The organism is Rhodococcus sp. NPDC078407, from assembly GCF_044542515.1.
Taxonomy (GTDB): domain Bacteria; phylum Actinomycetota; class Actinomycetes; order Mycobacteriales; family Mycobacteriaceae; genus Rhodococcoides.
Genome location: NZ_JBITUQ010000011.1, coordinates 1 through 16,672, shown reverse-complemented (window position 1 = coordinate 16,672; position 16,672 = coordinate 1). Strand labels below are relative to the sequence as shown.

Annotated in this window: 19 protein-coding genes; 11 read left to right on the top strand and 8 right to left on the bottom strand. The window is 64.2% G+C overall.

The features are described 5' to 3' along the window. The first annotated feature begins 156 nt into the window (after nucleotides 1–156). Entirely contained in the window at nucleotides 157–885 is a 729-nt protein-coding gene (locus tag ACIGGF_RS13205) for a haloacid dehalogenase type II (RefSeq protein WP_397521763.1), read from the top strand. On the opposite strand, the gene ACIGGF_RS13200 is transcribed toward ACIGGF_RS13205, so the two are convergent. Together ACIGGF_RS13200 and ACIGGF_RS13195 are read right to left on the bottom strand one after the other, a co-directional pair. Then, a complete protein-coding gene (locus ACIGGF_RS13200; RefSeq protein ID WP_397521762.1) occupies nucleotides 880–1,491 on the bottom strand; it encodes a CDP-alcohol phosphatidyltransferase family protein in 612 nt (203 codons plus the stop codon). The two genes, ACIGGF_RS13205 and ACIGGF_RS13200, sit on opposite strands and share 6 nt — an antisense overlap. Then, nucleotides 1,488–2,258, bottom strand: coding sequence for a TVP38/TMEM64 family protein (locus ACIGGF_RS13195; protein WP_397521761.1), 771 nt, complete (start codon nucleotides 2,256–2,258; stop codon nucleotides 1,488–1,490). Before ACIGGF_RS13195 ends, ACIGGF_RS13200 begins: the two co-directional genes overlap by 4 nt. A 124-nt stretch (nucleotides 2,259–2,382) precedes the next feature. Between ACIGGF_RS13195 and ACIGGF_RS13190 the strand changes: the two genes are divergently transcribed. The 4 genes from ACIGGF_RS13190 to ACIGGF_RS13175 are packed head-to-tail and all read left to right on the top strand — an operon-like array spanning nucleotide 2,383 to nucleotide 6,255. Then, nucleotides 2,383–3,621: an ABC transporter substrate-binding protein gene (locus ACIGGF_RS13190; protein ID WP_397521760.1), complete on the top strand. Its 1,239-nt coding sequence runs from the start codon at nucleotides 2,383–2,385 to the stop codon at nucleotides 3,619–3,621. Beyond that, nucleotides 3,618–4,457, top strand: a complete 840-nt coding sequence (locus tag ACIGGF_RS13185) for an ABC transporter permease (protein ID WP_397521759.1) — start codon at nucleotides 3,618–3,620, stop codon at nucleotides 4,455–4,457. The genes ACIGGF_RS13190 and ACIGGF_RS13185 overlap by 4 nt, the downstream gene beginning before the upstream one ends. Beyond that, nucleotides 4,448–5,227, top strand: a complete 780-nt coding sequence (locus tag ACIGGF_RS13180) for an ABC transporter permease (RefSeq protein ID WP_397521758.1) — start codon at nucleotides 4,448–4,450, stop codon at nucleotides 5,225–5,227. Before ACIGGF_RS13185 ends, ACIGGF_RS13180 begins: the two co-directional genes overlap by 10 nt. Further along, nucleotides 5,224–6,255: an ABC transporter ATP-binding protein gene (locus ACIGGF_RS13175; RefSeq protein WP_397521757.1), complete on the top strand. Its 1,032-nt coding sequence runs from the start codon at nucleotides 5,224–5,226 to the stop codon at nucleotides 6,253–6,255. The genes ACIGGF_RS13180 and ACIGGF_RS13175 overlap by 4 nt, the downstream gene beginning before the upstream one ends. Before the next feature lie 457 nt (nucleotides 6,256–6,712). On the opposite strand, the gene ACIGGF_RS13170 is transcribed toward ACIGGF_RS13175, so the two are convergent. Then, entirely contained in the window at nucleotides 6,713–7,885 is a 1,173-nt protein-coding gene (locus ACIGGF_RS13170) for an ATP-binding protein (protein WP_397521756.1), read from the bottom strand. 208 nt (nucleotides 7,886–8,093) lie between these two features. Here ACIGGF_RS13170 and ACIGGF_RS13165 point away from each other — a divergent pair, with 208 nt between their 5' ends. After that, on the top strand, nucleotides 8,094–8,432 hold the full coding sequence (locus ACIGGF_RS13165) for a cupin domain-containing protein (protein ID WP_397521865.1): 339 nt from the start codon (nucleotides 8,094–8,096) through the stop codon (nucleotides 8,430–8,432). A gap of 19 nt (nucleotides 8,433–8,451) precedes the next feature. Here ACIGGF_RS13165 and ACIGGF_RS13160 read toward each other — a convergent pair whose 3' ends face one another. Beyond that, nucleotides 8,452–8,889: a hypothetical protein gene (locus ACIGGF_RS13160; RefSeq protein ID WP_397521755.1), complete on the bottom strand. Its 438-nt coding sequence runs from the start codon at nucleotides 8,887–8,889 to the stop codon at nucleotides 8,452–8,454. A 524-nt stretch (nucleotides 8,890–9,413) separates the two neighbouring features. Here ACIGGF_RS13160 and ACIGGF_RS13155 point away from each other — a divergent pair. The 4 genes from ACIGGF_RS13155 (at nucleotide 9,414) to ACIGGF_RS13140 (ending at nucleotide 13,118) form a co-directional block, all read left to right on the top strand. Beyond that, a complete protein-coding gene (locus ACIGGF_RS13155) occupies nucleotides 9,414–10,373 on the top strand; it encodes a ferritin-like domain-containing protein (protein ID WP_397521754.1) in 960 nt (319 codons plus the stop codon). 85 nt (nucleotides 10,374–10,458) lie between these two features. Next, entirely contained in the window at nucleotides 10,459–11,319 is an 861-nt protein-coding gene (gluQRS, locus tag ACIGGF_RS13150; RefSeq protein ID WP_397521753.1) for a tRNA glutamyl-Q(34) synthetase GluQRS, read from the top strand. A 101-nt stretch (nucleotides 11,320–11,420) separates the two neighbouring features. Beyond that, nucleotides 11,421–12,296, top strand: coding sequence for a hypothetical protein (locus ACIGGF_RS13145; RefSeq protein ID WP_397521752.1), 876 nt, complete (start codon nucleotides 11,421–11,423; stop codon nucleotides 12,294–12,296). Nucleotides 12,297–12,374: 78 nt separating this feature from the next. Continuing rightward, nucleotides 12,375–13,118, top strand: a complete 744-nt coding sequence (locus ACIGGF_RS13140; RefSeq protein WP_397521751.1) for a queuosine precursor transporter — start codon at nucleotides 12,375–12,377, stop codon at nucleotides 13,116–13,118. Here ACIGGF_RS13140 and ACIGGF_RS13135 read toward each other — a convergent pair. From ACIGGF_RS13135 to ACIGGF_RS13125, 3 genes are read right to left on the bottom strand one after another with little or no spacing between them, the layout of a single operon-like run. Beyond that, a complete protein-coding gene (locus ACIGGF_RS13135; protein WP_397521750.1) occupies nucleotides 13,115–13,951 on the bottom strand; it encodes a PaaX family transcriptional regulator C-terminal domain-containing protein in 837 nt (278 codons plus the stop codon). The two genes, ACIGGF_RS13140 and ACIGGF_RS13135, sit on opposite strands and share 4 nt — an antisense overlap. After that, entirely contained in the window at nucleotides 13,932–15,140 is a 1,209-nt protein-coding gene (locus ACIGGF_RS13130; RefSeq protein WP_397521864.1) for a kynureninase, read from the bottom strand. Before ACIGGF_RS13130 ends, ACIGGF_RS13135 begins: the two co-directional genes overlap by 20 nt. Continuing rightward, nucleotides 15,140–15,994 carry a tryptophan 2,3-dioxygenase gene (locus ACIGGF_RS13125; protein WP_397521749.1) on the bottom strand — a complete coding sequence of 285 codons (855 nt, stop codon included), beginning with the start codon at nucleotides 15,992–15,994 and terminating at the stop codon, nucleotides 15,140–15,142. The genes ACIGGF_RS13130 and ACIGGF_RS13125 overlap by 1 nt, the downstream gene beginning before the upstream one ends. A 262-nt stretch (nucleotides 15,995–16,256) precedes the next feature. On the opposite strand from ACIGGF_RS13125, the gene ACIGGF_RS13120 reads away from it, so the two are divergent. Next, complete coding sequence (locus ACIGGF_RS13120) at nucleotides 16,257–16,385, top strand: hypothetical protein (protein WP_397521748.1); 129 nt, start codon at nucleotides 16,257–16,259, stop codon at nucleotides 16,383–16,385. A 94-nt stretch (nucleotides 16,386–16,479) separates the two neighbouring features. On the opposite strand, the gene ACIGGF_RS13115 is transcribed toward ACIGGF_RS13120, so the two are convergent. Further along, nucleotides 16,480–16,672 (bottom strand): HNH endonuclease signature motif containing protein (locus ACIGGF_RS13115; protein ID WP_397521747.1); only part of this gene is annotated, 193 nt, incomplete at its 5' end.

Here is a 16,672-nt window from a genome sequence, read left to right as displayed (position 1 = left end):
TCGACGGGGCTCGGGATGCGCCCGTCCACTCGACGATAGCCACGATCGGGCGGTGCGCAGTTTCCCCGCGTACTGCAGCGCGCACGACGGGTCGATTCCGTCGATCCGGGTACTGCATATCCGACGGCCGTATCACCCGACAGAAGAGGCGAGACCTTGAACACTGCTGCGCACGAACCGCGTTCCTCGCCCACCGGCGGTCTCACTTCGACACGCAGACCGCGGCTCATCGTGTTCGACGTGAACGAGACCTTGTCCGACACGTCCGCGATGTTCGAGCGATTCGCCGACGTCGGAGCGCCGGGGCACCTGTTCGACGTGTGGTTCGCCGGGCTGCTTCGAGACGGATTCGCACTCACCTCCGCCGGTACCGCTGAGCCGTTCGCCACCATCGGCTCCGCACTGTTGGCGAACATTCTGTCCGGCACGGACCTCGACCGCCCGGTCGACTACGCCGTCGACCACATCATGTCCGGATTCACCGACCTCGACGTCCATCCCGATGTGGTCGAGGGCATCACCGAGCTTGCCCGCAGCGGAACGGAGTTGGTCACCCTGTCCAACGGGTCCACCGATGTGGCCCGCGCGCTACTCGGCAAAGCCGGCATTGCAGACAGCTTCGATGCGATGTTGTCAGTCGAGGCAGCGGGCCGCTGGAAACCGCATGCCGATGCATACCGGTACGCGTTGACGCAGCGCGCCGTCGCAGCCGAAGACGCCATGCTCGTCGCGGTACACCCGTGGGACATCGATGGAGCGCGGCGAGCGGGAATGAGCACAGCGTGGATCAACCGTAACGCGGCGCGGTATCCGAGCTACTTCTCCGAACCCGACGTCGAAGCAACCTCGATCGCACACCTGGCTCGACTATTGAGCGGATCATGAGAGGGCGCGATACCCGGCAATGATTCGCTGACCGGAGCTCACCGCGACCACAGCCGCCCACACCACCGCGATCTGCCACGAAATTCCCGGTAGCAGCAGCCATAAGCTGTGCACTGCAATCGTTTCCGCCCCCTCGGCCAAACCGCCGAGGAACGACAGCGAGCGGCCGTCGTCGATGGTTCGGCCGTTGCGTTCGGCAATCGAGGAGAACGCCAAGAATGCGGTGCCGTTGATGTAGTACGCCAACAGCACCAGCAGGAACGGCCACCACGGGGCGTCGTATCCGGCCGAGGCCCCCACCGCGACACCCACCACCGTGGTTCCGTAGACCACGAAATCGGCTGTGATGTCGAAGAATCCGCCTGCTCCGGCGATTGTCGCTCGCCTGCGCGCCAAGGGTCCGTCGAGGCCGTCGGCGATGCGGGAGACGATCCACAATGCCAACGCGAGCAGCCAGAACTGCAGGCCGGCTGCCAGAGCGCTGCCGAGACCCAGTACGAGTCCCGCACCGGTGATGCGGTCCGGGGTGATCGCAGGGCGGTCGAGCGCGCGGGCACAGAGATCGAGCGGGCCGTCGAGGCGGCGACGCAGGTAGGCGTCGATCATCGGGCCTCGCCCGGTGCCGCAGTCGGATCCACTGTCGGTTTCACGGCCGGCTCCGCTGCCGGCTCGGTGGTGAGGCCGAGTTTGCGGGCCAACAGCCCCGACCCGACTGCGATCGCCAATACGGCGAGCAACGCGATGGCGAACGGCCACGACAGCGGTGAGGTCCCGTAGGCTCCGAGCGCGGTGTAGGCGACGGTCGCGGGAACGATTCCGACCATCGTCCCGATCACGTAGTCGCGTTGCCCCACGGCACTGACGCCGGCCGCGTAATTGACCAACGAGAACGGCAACGGCACCAATCGCACCAGCAACACCGAGATCAATCCGCGCCGGCCGAGCAAGGCGTCGAGCCTGCGCAGTTTGCCCCATTCGGTGCGGGCCACCTGCCCACGTCCCAGAGCCCGCGCACCCCAGTAGCCGAGATAGGCACCCATCGTGGCGGCGACCACCACCACCGTCGCGCCCACAGCGAGGCCGAACAGCAGTCCCGACGCGATGGTGAGCGTGCTGGCCGGGAACGGGGTGGCGGACAGGACGGCGTAGAGCACGATGAACAGCGCGATGCCCCAGGGCCCGGCCGACGCGACCCGATCACGGATGAACGACGGATCGGGAAGGTCGACGGTGCCGGCGACGATCACGATGGCGATGACCACGACTGCGACCGCCGCCAATTTCAGCCCCGTCCGCCGTCGGTTGGAATTCGGTCGGCTTTCCTCGGCCGGTCGGTCCTCGTTCACCATCACGCCTTTCTCGGTGGATCGCACGTGCACGTTCGTACAGGGAAGTCCCCGGCCATCCCAGTGTGTTCCCGTTCTGTCGGATTCGACCCATTACGGTGGAGGCAGCAGCGTCGACGATGTCTGCTTCCGTGGACCAGGAGGCCCTACGTTGAAGTTTCGCTCATCACGGCTCGCAGTATCGATCGCCGCCAGCGCCGGGTTGCTTCTGACGGCGTGCGCGGCCCCGGACTCCGAAGCTCCGCTCGCCGAGGAGCAATCGTGGAGCGAGATCGAAGAGCAGGCGCAGGGACAGACGGTGTCACTGTGGATGTACGGCGGGGACGAGCAGGGCAACGCATACGTCGACGACGTCCTCACCCCCGCCGCCGCCGAGGAAGGCGTCACTCTGCGCCGGGTACCGGTGGAGGACACCACCGACGCCGTCAACCGCATCCTCTCCGAGCGGCAGGCCGGGGTCACCGACGGCGAGGTGGATCTGGTGTGGGTCAACGGCGCGAACTTCGGCACCGGTAAGCAGGCCGGCGCGTGGCTGTGCGGCTGGACGCAGAATCTGCCGAACATGGAATTCACCGATCCCGAGGACCCGCTGCTGCTCGACGACTTCGGCACCCCGGTCGATAACTGTGAATCACCCTGGCACAAAGCACAATTCACTCTTGTCTACAACGCAGCAGCGATTCCGGATCCACCGACGACATTCGACGGCGTGCTCGACTGGGCCCGAGAGAACCCGGGCCGCTTCACCTACCCCGCTCCCCCGGACTTCACCGGTTCGGTGTTCGTGCGTGAGGCGCTGGTCAACGTCTCCGGCGGCGTCGACGAGGTTCCGGCGCAGTTCGATCAGGACTCCTACGACGAACTCGCCCCGGCCTTGTTCGACCGATTGAACGAGCTCGCGCCCTCGCTCTGGCGCGAAGGCACGACGTATCCGCAGTCCTCCTCCGAGCTCGACGCCCTCTACGCCGGTGGCCAGGTGGACATGACCATGACCTACGGCCCCGCGACACTTCCGCAACTCGTCGCCGACGGCACGTATCCCCCGGAGACCCGCGTCCTGACTCTCGACGAGGGAACCGTCGGGAATGCGAGCTTCCTGGCCATCCCGTCGACGTCGGGGAAATCGGCCGCGGCGCAGGTGGTCGCCAATCTCGCGTTGTCGCCCGAGCAGCAACTCGCGAAGGCGACGCCGGACGTGTGGGGCCAGTTCACCGTGCTCGATCTCGACCGGTTGCCGGACGATGCTCGCGCTCGGTTCGAGGAATTGCCGAGTTCGACGGTACTGCCGTCCTACGAGGAGTTGTCGGCCAACGCGCATCCCGAACTCTCGGCGGACTGGGTCACGCCGGTCGACGAGGGTTGGCGTCGAAACGTGCTCGCCGGTCAGTGAGAGCGTCCACGAGGAGCTTTCGCGGCACGGCTGCGGTGCTCCCCGCAGTCGTGTTGGTAGCACTCGTGGTCGGCGGCGGTCTCGGAACCGTGGTGCTGCAGAGCCTGGGTCTGATGCCGCTGGTGGGAACGCCGGCCTTGTCGGTCGACGCGTACTCGGCGCTGGGCGATGATCTGTGGCGTTCGGTGGCGTTGACGCTGTCGATCGCCGTTGCCTCGACGGCTCTGGCTGCTGTGATCGGACTTGCCGCGGCGCTGACGGCACTGTCGGGGGGACGCGCCGCCCTCGTCGCCGCCGGAGTGACGGTGACGGTGCCGCACCTGATCGGTGCCGCCGCGATGGCGTTGCTGTTGGCCGACTCGGGCATGCTGCCACGCATTCTCGGCTTGACCGACGGCGGCTGGCCGGAATTGGTCGGCGGCAAGTGGTGGATTGCCGTCGTCGCCGAATACGCTTGGAAGGAATCGGCTTTCGTGGCCGTCGTCGTCGCGGGGACGCTCGCGACCCGAGTAGCTGCATTCGACGAGACGGCCGCGACCCTGGGCGCGGGCCGATGGGCTCGGCTGCGGCTGGTGACGCTGCCACTGGCTCGGCCAGCGCTGATCGCGTCGAGCGCTATCGCGTTCGCCTACACCGTCGGCTCGTACGAGGTGGCCCGCATTCTGGGTCGACCGTATCCGGAGCCGTTGTCGGTCATGGCAATACGCCTGTTCACCTCGATCGACCTTCAAACGCGCCCGCAGGCTGCTGCCGCTGCGACTGTGGCTACGGCGGTGACGGTGGTCGTGGCCGCGGTGGCGCTGCACTATCTGCGCCGATCGGCGGTATGGAAGTGACTCGGGTCTTTCCAGCATTGGGCCGGGCCTTGTTGGCGCTGTGGTTCCTCCTGCCCCTGGTTCCGATCGTGTTGTGGGCCATCAGCAATCGCTGGTCGTTTCCCGGCTCGGTTCCCCAGGAATGGGGATTCGACGGCGTCCGCAGCGCTCTGGACGCCGGGGGCAGCGACGCTTTCCTGCGATCCACCCTTCTCGCTCTCGCCGTCGCCGCCATTGCAACACCGTTGGGAGCGTTGGCGGCTCGCGCCCTGGTGAACGGTACTGTGCGATTCCCCGCTGTGGTGGCCGGGATTCTCTTCGCACCGTTGGCCCTGCCCCCGTTCGCCGTGGCATTGGGTCTAGACGTGCTGGTGCTGCGCTCACGGGTTCCGAGCACGGTGGCGGTGATCGCTCTACTGACCGTCGCGGCGATTCCGTACACGACCTATCTGATGCGAGTGGCGTTCGGCGCGTACGACATCGGCTACGAGGAGGAGGCCCGCACCCTCGGAGCATCACCCGCCTTGATTCTGCGAAAGATTCGCATTCCGCTGTTGGCTCCGGCGTTGGCGGGTGCGGCATTGCTCGCGTTCCTCGTGGCGTGGAGCGACTACGTGATCACGCTGTTGATCGGTGGAGGCAGACTGGTGACCGTGCCCATTCTCGTTGCCTCGTTCGCCGCCGGAACCGGTAATGATTCGGTGGTGGCTGCCCTGTCGGTCGCTGCCGTCGTGCCGCCGTTGCTGTTGGTGCTCATGCTCGCTCGGCTGCGTCGGAGGAATGCGCGATGAGCGTCGAATTGTCCGTCAAGGGGCTCACCAAAGTGCATGCCGGTCAATCGGTTGCGGCGCTGGATTCGTTGGATCTCACCGTGCCACCGGGGTCGTGCACGGCGATTCTCGGACCATCGGGCTCGGGCAAGAGCACTGCGCTACGACTCATAGCTGGATTGGACTCGCCCACTGCGGGGTCGGTTCTGATCGACGGCCGCGGGGTGAACGACGAAGCGGCCGAGAATCGCGGAGTGGGCATGGTCTTTCAGCGTCCGATGTTGTTCCCGCACATGAGCGTGTTGGACAACGTCGGATTCGCCTACCGCGCCGCTGGTGAGAGTAGGAAGCGTTCCCGCGAGCGGGCCCGCGAATATCTCGATCTGGTGCATTTGGGTGACATGAGCGACCGGGCCGTCTCCGAAGTGTCGGGCGGACAAGCGCAGCGGGTGGCGTTGGCGCGCTCACTCGCCGGTTCGCCGCGAGTGTTGTTGTTGGACGAGCCCTTCAGTGCACTCGATCCGGTGCTGCGCACCGAGATGCACGACCTGGTAAGGGAATTGCGTTCGACGTTGGATCAGACTCTGCTGCTCGTCACCCACGATCAGGAGGAAGCGGCAGTGCTGGCCGATTCGGTGGCGGTGCTCATCGACGGCCGGCTCGAACATCACTCCGATATCGCGACTGCCTACACGCGCCCCAGCACGCTGGCGGTCTCGCGACTGATGGGTGGGATGAACGAAATCGACGGAGTTTGGGACGGGGTTGGGATGCATCGCTCCGAGCTCGGTGAGCTGGACGTGGCCGTTGTGGATCTGCCGGCCGGACCTGCTGTGTTGTTATTGAGGCATGAGCTGATCACACTGAATGACAATGGGATTCGTGGGGTTGTTTCGGATCTGCGCCCGACCGGATTTCGCAGCATTGCTGACGTGACCGTGGGTTCGACGGTTGTGAAGGTGGAGCTGGCGGCGGGCTCTTCTACGCGGGTGGGCGATTCGGTGGGGTTGGATATTCCGGGTCAGGCGAGGTTTGTTGTCGAGAATTGAAGTCGAGGATGTGGCAGCCGGTATCACTCGTGCCCGGGATCCCGGCGTTCGGGCGTATCACTCAGCCACGAAACTACAGTCACCGCCGACGAGATCCGGCCGCGGTCGCGCCTTTTCGCAGCCCGACTTACCACGTTGGACATCACATCGATGGCGAACGACGCCACGGGGTGCATCACCGTGCCGGGCTCTCAATGCAGAGAAGGCGGCTACCGCACCCTCGTCGACCTCGACCCGCCTGCAGTGTCCGACATCCTGACCGTCGGGTCCGATGCCGGCACACCCCAGCGGATACAAGGCTCTGTTGGACCTGTGCGTCGCCGGTCTGCTCACGGTCGAGAACGCCCGCATCGGTGTCGGGCCGGTAGAACTCGACGACATCGGCCGTCATCACGGCCTCACGCTGCACGACCCGTTGACGTGCTCGACGTCGGCCCGGTCGACGTTCGTCGTCGAGTCAGATGATCGGTGCGTTGGGTTGACGGCGGATGAAATCCGCCATTCCGGGGACAGTGAACGCAACCAGGCCGCGGGCGGGAGACCAGATGAGGCCTTTGCGTATGCACGAGTCACGGTGCGGTGCCATCGATTGCGGGTTCGATCCGAGGGCCTCGGCGAGGGCTGCCGTCCGCGGGGTATCGGTTCCGCTGCGTGCGATGGCAACCAGGTATCGCTTCTCTGCTTCGGTGGCCCGTAGCCACCGCGAGCTGTAGAACCCGGAATCGAGCGAGGCGTGGCCGGTGTCGACGGCGTCCTCGGCGTCGGCGAGTGTGAACGGGGATTGCTGGGCTGCCTGCCAGAGCTCGTGACCGAACACCTGAAGGAAGTACGGGTATCCATCGCTCGCCGCGACTACGTAGTCGGTTGCCTCGGCATCGATGTCCTGGTTCAACCGGTTGATGGGGGTGACGATCGCATCGCGGGCCTGATCGTCGGCGAGCGGGCCGATGGTCCTGTAGTCGAACTGGCGCTCGGCGTACGACCGTGCGTCGGCCAATGCTTGCGCGAGGTTCGGCAAGCCTGCGCCGCACACGAAGAACGGCCATTCGCGCTGGGCTGCACGGTGTTGAGTTGCCAGGATCACCTGCAGGAGCGGCGGTTCGAGTTCCTGCATCTCGTCGATGAACAGCCCCAGCGCGGTGCCGTCCTTGCGGAGTTCCTCCGTCAGATCCTCGACGAGATCCTCGAATTCGACTCCCAGGGTCGGCTTCTCGGCCCCGGCGGAGCGAGCGAGCTCGACTCCGACACCGAATGCTGTGGCGGACAACGAGAACTCCTCGGTCAGCTGCCGGATCTTGTCCGCGACCGGGCCGGCGAACTGACGACGCCGTACAGCTCGAGAGATGTCTTTGGCGATGCGCCGCCTCAGGGCTTCGGCACCTTCCACACTGGTCTGGGCTTCGACCTCGACCACCACCCAGTTGTGGCGGCGAGCCTGGTCCGCCATGGTCGCTAGGAGCGTGGTCTTGCCTACCCCCCGGAGTCCCTGCAGCATCAACCCGCGGTCGTAGCGGCGCTGTTTCGCGCGGGCGATCAACAAGTCGAATCGCTCGAGTTCGGCGGTACGCCCTACGAGCTCGGGGGGTCGGGTGCCAGACCCGGGTGTGAAGGGGTTCAGTCCGTACTCCATGCGCTCATACTATCGGATTGTATGTATATGTATCAGATTCTGTCTTATATAAGAAGATACATTCCGATAGATCGGTAACTCGGTGCAGACCCGGGCGCACTATGTCGACAATCCTCGACGTCGTCAACCATGTCCGGCACATCGGCCGGCGCTGTGTGGACACGGCAACGTGCCGCGACACCTGAGCGGTAGTACCCGGAGTCGAGGTCTGCAGGTACCGGCTTCGGCGCGGCGAGCGGCCACACCGCTCACGTCCGTCAACGACTACGACGTCAAGGTGGTCAAGCTACAGGGCGAGTTCGTCTGGCATACACACCCCGACACCGACGAACTCTTCATGGTCGTTGACGGCGAGCTGACAATCCAACTCCGCGATCGCGACGTCGTCCTCCGCCCGAACGACGTCTTCGTTGTTCCAAAAGGGGTCGAGCACTGCCCGAAGTCCGAAGGTGAGGTGCACGCGATTCTGTTCGAGCGACAAGGGACCGCAAACACCGGCGACGCGGGCGGTGACCGCACCGCGCAACTGTGCGAACTCGGCCACTAGGCGGCGACTGCCGTCAACTCTACGGCGCTACAAGGCAAATCGGCCCCAACGGCGTTGCCGGATTCACATTCACCGTTGCGATGGGCCCGCCGGCCGAGGTCTGGTACGCCATGAGTGAGTGCTCCCCTGTTGTGAGGGGAGTCCACAGCGTGATCTTGTGACCGAGAACGGCCGGGACACTGAAGTACGGGTCGAACTGCCACACGAATTCTTCGATCGGCATGATCGAGTCGTACCCGATTGCCGCGATGTCCGTCCGGGGTTCGTTCAGGCCTTCGGTCCGCGCGACCGCGACATACGTGCATCCGACGCCGTACGGTGTGGTCGGCCCGAAGCTGAGCCCAGGCAGAATGTCCAGTTCGACAACGTCGGCCGACGCCGTGGGCGCGGCGACCAGCGCCAGGCCGATGCAGGCGGTGGCAACGGCGGAGAAGTAAGCGAGCCGATCGAGTTTCATGCCACTTCGTCGGCTGCGCGGCCCAGCGCGTTACAGACGGTGCTACGACACTGTTCTGTCGAACGAGTTTTGGCTACGCACAACGCTTCTCGTAGCTGTCGTTCTTCGTCGGCGTGTATCCCACCGGTTTCGCCAATAGGGCTGACCACGCAGTCCAACTAGCCGACGGGCCCACCATCGCGTCCTACTCGATCACAGAAGCGAAACTGATCGAGGTGTCCACGGATGCAGCGATGCTCCGCGACCGCGCCATTTACCAACGGCCTCACCGCAGCGTGGGCGAGTCGATGTTCATAAGCTCGCTCTGGCTCCGGAAAGACGGCCGTTGGCGGAACGCGTTCAGCCAGGATTCACCCACCAGCTCCAGACAGTGAGGCGTCGCTGGACAATACACAGGGTCTCAACCAGCAGATATAGGAAAATTCTGAGGAAAAGCACCAATAGTCGTTCGAGGGGCTACTGTTGCCTGGTCCGCGGGGGCGTCGGCATCATGCACTTCACCCGGACGAGAGGCCCAGTCGCATATGTTCGACAAGAAATTCATCACCAAGGCCATCAACAGCAGCTCCGAAAACGGGCTCGACCGCAGGCGTTTCATGCGGGCAGCCGGTCTCACCGGGTTGGGCGCAGGCGCGGCTATGACTGTGGGCTCAGGCGTCGCATCCGCCTTCCCCTTCGGCTCCTCGGATGGTCCACTCATTCCCGGAATGCCCGGTCAAGGCCCATCCGATGCAGCGATCCTGAACTTCGCCCTCAACCTCGAGTACTTGGAGGCGGAGTTCTATCAGCGGGCGGTCACCGGAAAGGGTCTGCCGGACACTCTGGTGGGCGGCACCGGAACTCCCGGGCCTGTCACCGGAGGTCGACAGGTGACCTTCGAGAGCAAGTTGATCAAGGCGTACGCCGAGGAAATCGCATTCGACGAGCTCAATCACGTGGCGTTCCTGCGCGGAGCACTCGGAAACGCGGCAGTTGCGCGGCCGGCGATCGATCTCGACGCGAGCTTCACCGCCGCTGCCATGGCAGCAGGGTTGATCGGCGCGGGCGAGACCTTCGACGTCTATGCGAACGAGCAGAACTTCTTGCTCGGAGCCTTCATCTTCGAGGACGTCGGCGTGACCGCATACAAGGGCGCAGCACCCCTGGTGTCGAACAAGACGTTCCTCGAAGCCGCCGCAGGCATCCTCGCTGCTGAGGCGTACCACGCGGGCATCATCCGTACGAGCTTGTTCTCTCTGGGTCTCGAGGCACCGACAAACGCCATCTCCGACGCGAGAGACAGCCTCGACGGGCCGGACGATCTGGATCAGGGAATCACTCTCGACGGTGCAGCCAATCTGGTTCCCCTGGACGCCAACGGAATTGCGTATTCTCGCTCACCCGGCCAGGTCCTCAACATCGTGTACCTGAACCCGGCTCCGGTCACGTCCGGTGGATTCTTCCCCGCAGGTGTCAACGGCGAGCTCAACACCAGCGGCGGATAGCCGACGGTCTCGTTCGGGTGGTGTCGTCTGACTCGGCACCACCCGAGCAGAGCCCGGCTGCAGCACCCGAAACTAGGATGTCTGCATGCCCGCCGGACGTTTCGCACCCAGTCCCTCCGGCGATCTGCATCTCGGGAATCTCCGAACCGCATTGTTGGCGTGGCTGTTCGCCCGCTCCACCGAACGACGCTTCGTCATGCGGGTCGAGGATCTCGATCGCGTGAAACCCGGCTCCGAGCAACGCCAACTCGACGACATGACTTCCCTCGGCATCGACTGGGACGGGCCCATCATGCGGCAATCCGAGCGTCGGGAGATCTACGACGCCACCATTCGCTCACTCACCGCAGCCGGGATGACGTACGAGTGCTTCTGTACGCGTCGGGAAATCCTGCAAGCCGCATCGGCCCCGCACGCTCCCGACGGCGCGTATCCCGGAACCTGCCGCGATCTCACCGCAGACCAAAAAGCCGCGAAGGACCGCCCACCGGCCATCCGATTACGTTCGCAGGTAACTGAATTCACCATCGTCGATCAGCTGCACGGCCTCTTCCGAGGTCAGGTGGACGACTTCGTGCTCCGCCGCTCCGACGGCGTCCCCGCCTACAACCTTGCCGTCGTCGTCGATGATGGCGCGCAAGGCATCGACCAGATCGTGCGCGGCGACGACCTGCTCACCTCCGCACCGCGGCAGGCTTACCTCGCTCAGCTCCTCGGTTTCACCCCCGCGACGTACGTCCACGTTCCGCTCGCGCTCAACGTCGAGGGCAAGAGACTGGCCAAGCGGGACGGCGCGGTGACGCTGCGCGAACGACCCGATGCGTGGGCTCTGATCACCGCCTCCCTCGGTGTGCCGGACGCGAAGAACTCCGAGGAACTGCTCGAGCGGTGGAACCCGAGGCAGGTACCGCGCGAGCCCTGGGTGTTCGACCCGTCGAATTTCTGACCTGCAACCCATCGTGAGCACGTTGCAACAAGCCACAGCCCCCTTGAACGGCCATCGGAAGTACAGTTATTGATACGACTGCCCCGAAGGAGAAGGACACCATGACCACAGGCGGCTACGACCCCGACAAGGATCCGCAGAACCCCGGTGGTTATCCCCCGCCGCAGGGCAACTACCCACCACCCGGCAACTACCCACCGCCCTCGGATTACCCCCAGCAGGGCGGCTACCCGCCACCCGGCGATTACCCCCAGCAGGGCGGCTACCCGCCGCCTCCCCAGGGCAACTACCCACCGCCGGGCAGCTACCCACCGCCTCCCCAGGGCAACTATCCACCGCCGCCGTCGTCGTTCGGTAATTCGCCTATGCCCACGCAGCTGTCCGTGGGAACGGCCATCGGCTACGCCTTCGACAAGTTCAAGGAGAACGCCCTCGTCTGGATCGGGATCGTTCTGATCGCCGCGATCATCCAGGTCGTACTGAACTTCGTGTTGAGCTCCGACAACATCGTCTTCAGCCTGATCTTCAGCGTCGTAGTCGGCGTCGTCTCACTCCTGATCCAGGCGGCACTAGTCCGCGGCGCTCTCCACGAGGTGGACGGGATCAAGCCTGCGTTCGGGTCCTTCTTCCAGTTCCACAACGTCGCCGCCGTCATCATTGCCGGCATCATCGTCGGCATAGCAACCAGCATCGGCTTCGTCTTGCTCTTCGTCCCCGGACTCGTCGTCATGTTCTTCACCTGGTGGACCTTCCAGTTCGTCATAGACCGCGGCGACGAGCCGATCCCCGCCATCAAGGCCAGCGCTCAGGCGATCGCGTCGAACGGTGGGACCATCTTCGTGCTCGCCCTCGCCCTGTTCGGCCTCAACATCCTCGGCGCGATCCCGGTCGGCCTCGGTCTGCTGGTGACCATTCCGATCACGATCATCGCCGGTACCTACGCCTACCGCGTCACCGTGGGTGGCCGCGTCGCCTGACCTGCAAATCCGCCTCGATGGGCGCGCATCCCTCCCCGGGATTCGCGCCCATCGTCGTCTCGGTGCTTGGATCGAGCAGTGACTACCACCGAATCCAACGCCGCCAGTGGCGGCACCGAGTCTGGACAGGCCACGTTCGCTCACATCAGCCGGGGCTACTACCCCACCATCGTCGCGCTCTTCGTGGCGACGCTGCTGATCTCGAACGTGGCCGCCAGCAAAGGTGTCGCCTTCTTCGCCTCGTCCGACGTCATGCTCGGACCGCTGCAAATCCTGCCCATCAATACCGACGGAGCATTCTTTCTGTTCCCCCTCGCCTACATTCTGGGCGACGTACTCAGCGAGGTGTACGGCTTCAAAGCCGCCCGTCGCGCGATCTACCTGGGCTTCGGCTCTCTGATACTCACTTCGTTGTGCTTCTGGATCGCCATCGAGCTTCCCGCCGCGTCGTTCTACGAGAACCAGGAAGCGCTCGAGACCGTCGTCGGCGTCGTCCCGCGCCTGGTGCTCGCCGGTCTCGCCGGCTTTGCCGTCGGGCAGCTGCTCAATTCCTACGTCCTGGTCAAGATCAAGGAACGCACCAAGGAAAAGCACCTGTGGGCCCGGTTGATCGGCTCGACCGTCGTCGGCGAATTCTTCGACACCCTGATCTTCTGCGCCATCGCCGCCGGAGTCATCGGCATCACCACCTGGACCGACTTCATCAATTACGTCATCGTCGGATTCCTGTGGAAGACGCTCGTCGAGGTCCTCGTCCTGCCCATCACCTACCGCGTCATCTCGTACATCAAGAAGCGCGAGCCGTCGTACCAGAGCAGTTAATCTGCAACCCATTCTCGGCTGACCTCGAGGTAGCGCTCTCGCGCTGCCTCGAAGGTCGCGACGGCCCGGGTTCCCGGCCAGTCCTCCGGCGTCATGGACGGCGGAAGGCCCGGGTCGACGTAGGGAATGACGCGCCATTCGTCGAGCAAGGGCACAAACGTGACGAACGCATCGCGGGGGCTCCCAGCCGAGGACCCACCGTCGTACCCAGCGAGAAATGCCCGATGCCGATCGGCGATGCCGGCCAGATCCCACCACTGCTCGGCGCTCTCACGCAGCGTGCCGGGAGGCGCGACCTCGGACGTGGCAAACGTCGTGACGTACTGCGACAACTCCAACGCCTCGACTACGGCAGCGGCCTCGGACGCGAGATATTCGGGTGCGATCCACAATCCCGGTGAGACGGTCCCACAACCTATCGACGTGAGTCGACGCCTCAGCTGGTGGCGGGCCGCGCGCTGCGTCTCGGGAATAGTGAACGAAATCAACCGAAATGGATCACCGTCGGACATCCGCCGGAACCCGAAGATCCGACCGTCGCCGCGCGCGAACATCGCGTCGGCCTGCTCGGTGATGCGATATCCGGTGCGGCCCTGACAACTACTGGATTCGACGACGCCCTTCTTCTTCAACCTGGTCACCGCGATCCGCGTACTCTCCGGCGGCACTCCGAGCGCGTCCATCCAGACGACGAAATCGGCTATGGCGAACCAACCGCCGAGGGGTCGAACATAGGCACCCAGCACCGTGCGCACGAGTGAGGTGGCGCTGCCTGGACGAGAGTCGAAGTCGTCGAGGATGGCCCCGGCGGTGCTAGGCGCGGAGTTCGTCACGGATCGCCACGATGCCCAGGTACACCTCGCGATACGAGGTACTCAGTGGGCTCAACCCCAGCAGAATACCCTGTGGTGACCGGTAATCCGGGATGACGCCCTTCTCCCACAGGCGAGCGGTGATCGCCTTGCAGTCCGGGTGGTCGATGGTGACGTGACCGCCGCGTCGATCCGAGTTCTCCGGTGAGGCGATCTCCACCCCGAGCGGTACCAGCATCTCGCGCACGAGTTCGAGGGCGTACTCGGTGAGCGCAACGGACTTCGCACGGATTGCGTCCATGCCCACCTCGGCGATCATCTCGATGGTGTCCTGCATCGCGATCATGCCGAACACCGACGGCGTGCCACTGATGACGCGTCGAATGCCCTGTGCAGGAACGTAACCCTGCGCCATATCGAACGGATCGGCCCGCCCCATCCATCCCCAGATCGGTTGGACGAAAGCTTCGAGAAGATCACTGCGCACGTACGCGAAGGCAGGCGAACCGGGCCCGCCGTTGAGGTACTTGTAGGTACACCCGACGGCCAAATCCACTCCCCAGGAATCGAGTTCGAGTGGCACCGATCCGACGGAGTGGCACACGTCCAGCAGCATCAGCGCGCCGGCCTCGTGCGTGATGCGCGTCGCCTCGGCCACGTCGACAAGGAACCCGGAACGGTACGCAACGTGGGTGATCACCACCAGGGCAGTGTTCTCACCCACCACCGCGGCGAGTTGTTCCGGTTCGATACCACCGCGGCGGTCGGTCTCGATCCACCGCAGGGTCAGATTCAGCTCTGCTGCAATACCTTCCAGCAGATATCGATCGGTCGGGAAGTTGTCGCGGTCGATCACGATCTCGGTGCGGCCCGGCCGCATCGCAATTGCCGACCGCGCCAGCTTGTACAGCAGAACCGTCGTCGAATCACCGATCGTGGTCTGCCCGGGCGCTGCCCCCAGGGTGGCGGCAGCCAGTGCGTCGCCGATGGTAACGGGGAGGTCGAACCACTGCTCGTCCCAGCCGCGGATGAGGCGTCCGCCCCACGCCTGCGTCATGAAGGTGTTGATCCGCTCGACGCTGGCCTTCGTCGGACGTCCGAGCGAATTGCCGTCGAGATATGCCGTGATCGACGGGTCGTCGCTACCGAGGAATTTCTCGCGGTAGCTGCGCAGTGGATCCTGAGCGTCGAGTTCGTCTGCGCGTTCCATCATCGGCCGATATCCGTTCTCACTGCGAGTAGTTCGGGAAAGAAGGTGAGTTCGAGTGCCTTCCGTAAGAAGCCGACCCCACTCGATCCTCCTGTGCCACTCTTCATTCCGATGGTACGGAGCACTGTGCGCATATGACGGAAGCGCCACAGCTGGAAGTTCTCCTCGAGATCGACCAGCTCCTCGAAGGCCTCGTACACCGCCCAGTGTTCGGTGTGGTTCTCGTAGACGAACTTGATCAGCGGCATCAGGTCCTCGTTGAACGTATATGCCGCAGTGACGTCGCGATCGAGGGCAGATGCCGGTACGTCGTAGCCCAGGCGTGCCAACGACTGCCAGAAGGCGTCGTACAGACTCGGCTCATGCAGCAGAGTCGAAAGTAATTGGTGCGCAACAGGATCGGACTCGAAGACCGTCAGCATGCCCGCATTCTTGTTGCCGAGCACGAACTCGACCGCCCGGTACTGATACGACTGAAAGCCCGAGGAGTTGCCGAGGAAGTCGCGGAACTGCGAATACTCCGTCGGGGTGAGTGTGGCCAGCACCGACCACTGCTCGGTCAGCGTCTTCTGGATGTGCTTGACCCGCGCGACGCACTTGAGCGCCGTACCGATGTCGTCGGCGTCGAATGCGGCTCGCGCGGCCAGTGTCTCGTGCAGCACGAGCTTGAGCCACAGTTCGGTGGTCTGGTGCTGAATGATGAACAGCAGCTCGTCGTGATGCTCGGGGGTACTGACCGGCTTCTGAGCGCTGAGCAACGTGTCGAGGTCCAGATACGAGCCGTAACTCATGCGGTCACTGAAGTCGGTGACGACGCTTGTCTCGATCCTCCGGGTGTTCGCTTCGACGCTCATCGATAGTCCTCGAGGTGGTGGGCTGATGAGACGAGCGTATTACATCAACGAGTCGACCGCTAGAAAAGCGAAATGTAAGTGTTTCGAGAACGCAGCCCATGGCCGATCCTCGGAGGTAATCGCATCGGGTGAGGAATCGCAGTGCGCACAGCGTGCGGCCAGTTGGAGGAGTCATTCCTCGATTTGCTCGGCGAGCACACGGAAACTCTCGGTCGCCCAAGCCCGCGAGCATCTGGGCTCGGATCTCGCTCACACCACCGTCATGACCGCGTTGGTTCGCTTGCACGGCAAAGGCCTCGTCGATCGCGAGCGCCGTGGGCGGTCGTACGTCTACACCATCAACGCCCCGGGCGACGAGCCCACTGCGATCCATTTACTACACACTCAGTAGGCTACTTCGGTAGTTCCACGGAGGCACTCCTCCCCAACCTCTTCCAGCCCCGCACCGTGTTCTCGGTGCGGGGCTGGATTGTTTTTGCACGTGCTTATGCGATGTGGGGGCCGGCTCGGGCGTGGGATTGTCGGGGCTGTCGGTAGGGGTCGACGGTGGTGGGCGGGATAAACCAGGGGTGTTGATCGGCGGCGATGAACACTTCCCAATCCGAATGATGGATGAGTCGATGATGAAATCCGCAGAGCAGGACGAGGTTGTTCATGTCTGTGGGGCCACCGTCGGTC

What these genes read in the sequence shown, in the direction of transcription:
- ACIGGF_RS13200 (WP_397521762.1), bottom strand. Translation starts at nt 1,491, where the DNA reads ATGATCGACGCCTACCTGCGTCGCCGCCTCGACGGCCCGCTCGATCTC.
- ACIGGF_RS13180 (WP_397521758.1), top strand. Translation starts at nt 4,448, where the DNA reads ATGGAAGTGACTCGGGTCTTTCCAGCATTGGGCCGGGCCTTGTTGGCG.
- ACIGGF_RS13175 (WP_397521757.1), top strand. Translation starts at nt 5,224, where the DNA reads ATGAGCGTCGAATTGTCCGTCAAGGGGCTCACCAAAGTGCATGCCGGT.
- ACIGGF_RS13170 (WP_397521756.1), bottom strand. Translation starts at nt 7,885, where the DNA reads ATGGAGTACGGACTGAACCCCTTCACACCCGGGTCTGGCACCCGACCC.
- ACIGGF_RS13160 (WP_397521755.1), bottom strand. Translation starts at nt 8,889, where the DNA reads ATGAAACTCGATCGGCTCGCTTACTTCTCCGCCGTTGCCACCGCCTGC.
- ACIGGF_RS13155 (WP_397521754.1), top strand. Translation starts at nt 9,414, where the DNA reads ATGTTCGACAAGAAATTCATCACCAAGGCCATCAACAGCAGCTCCGAA.
- gluQRS (WP_397521753.1), top strand. Translation starts at nt 10,459, where the DNA reads ATGCCCGCCGGACGTTTCGCACCCAGTCCCTCCGGCGATCTGCATCTC.
- ACIGGF_RS13145 (WP_397521752.1), top strand. Translation starts at nt 11,421, where the DNA reads ATGACCACAGGCGGCTACGACCCCGACAAGGATCCGCAGAACCCCGGT.
- ACIGGF_RS13130 (WP_397521864.1), bottom strand. Translation starts at nt 15,140, where the DNA reads ATGGAACGCGCAGACGAACTCGACGCTCAGGATCCACTGCGCAGCTAC.
- ACIGGF_RS13125 (WP_397521749.1), bottom strand. Translation starts at nt 15,994, where the DNA reads ATGAGCGTCGAAGCGAACACCCGGAGGATCGAGACAAGCGTCGTCACC.
- ACIGGF_RS13120 (WP_397521748.1), top strand. Translation starts at nt 16,257, where the DNA reads ATGACCGCGTTGGTTCGCTTGCACGGCAAAGGCCTCGTCGATCGCGAG.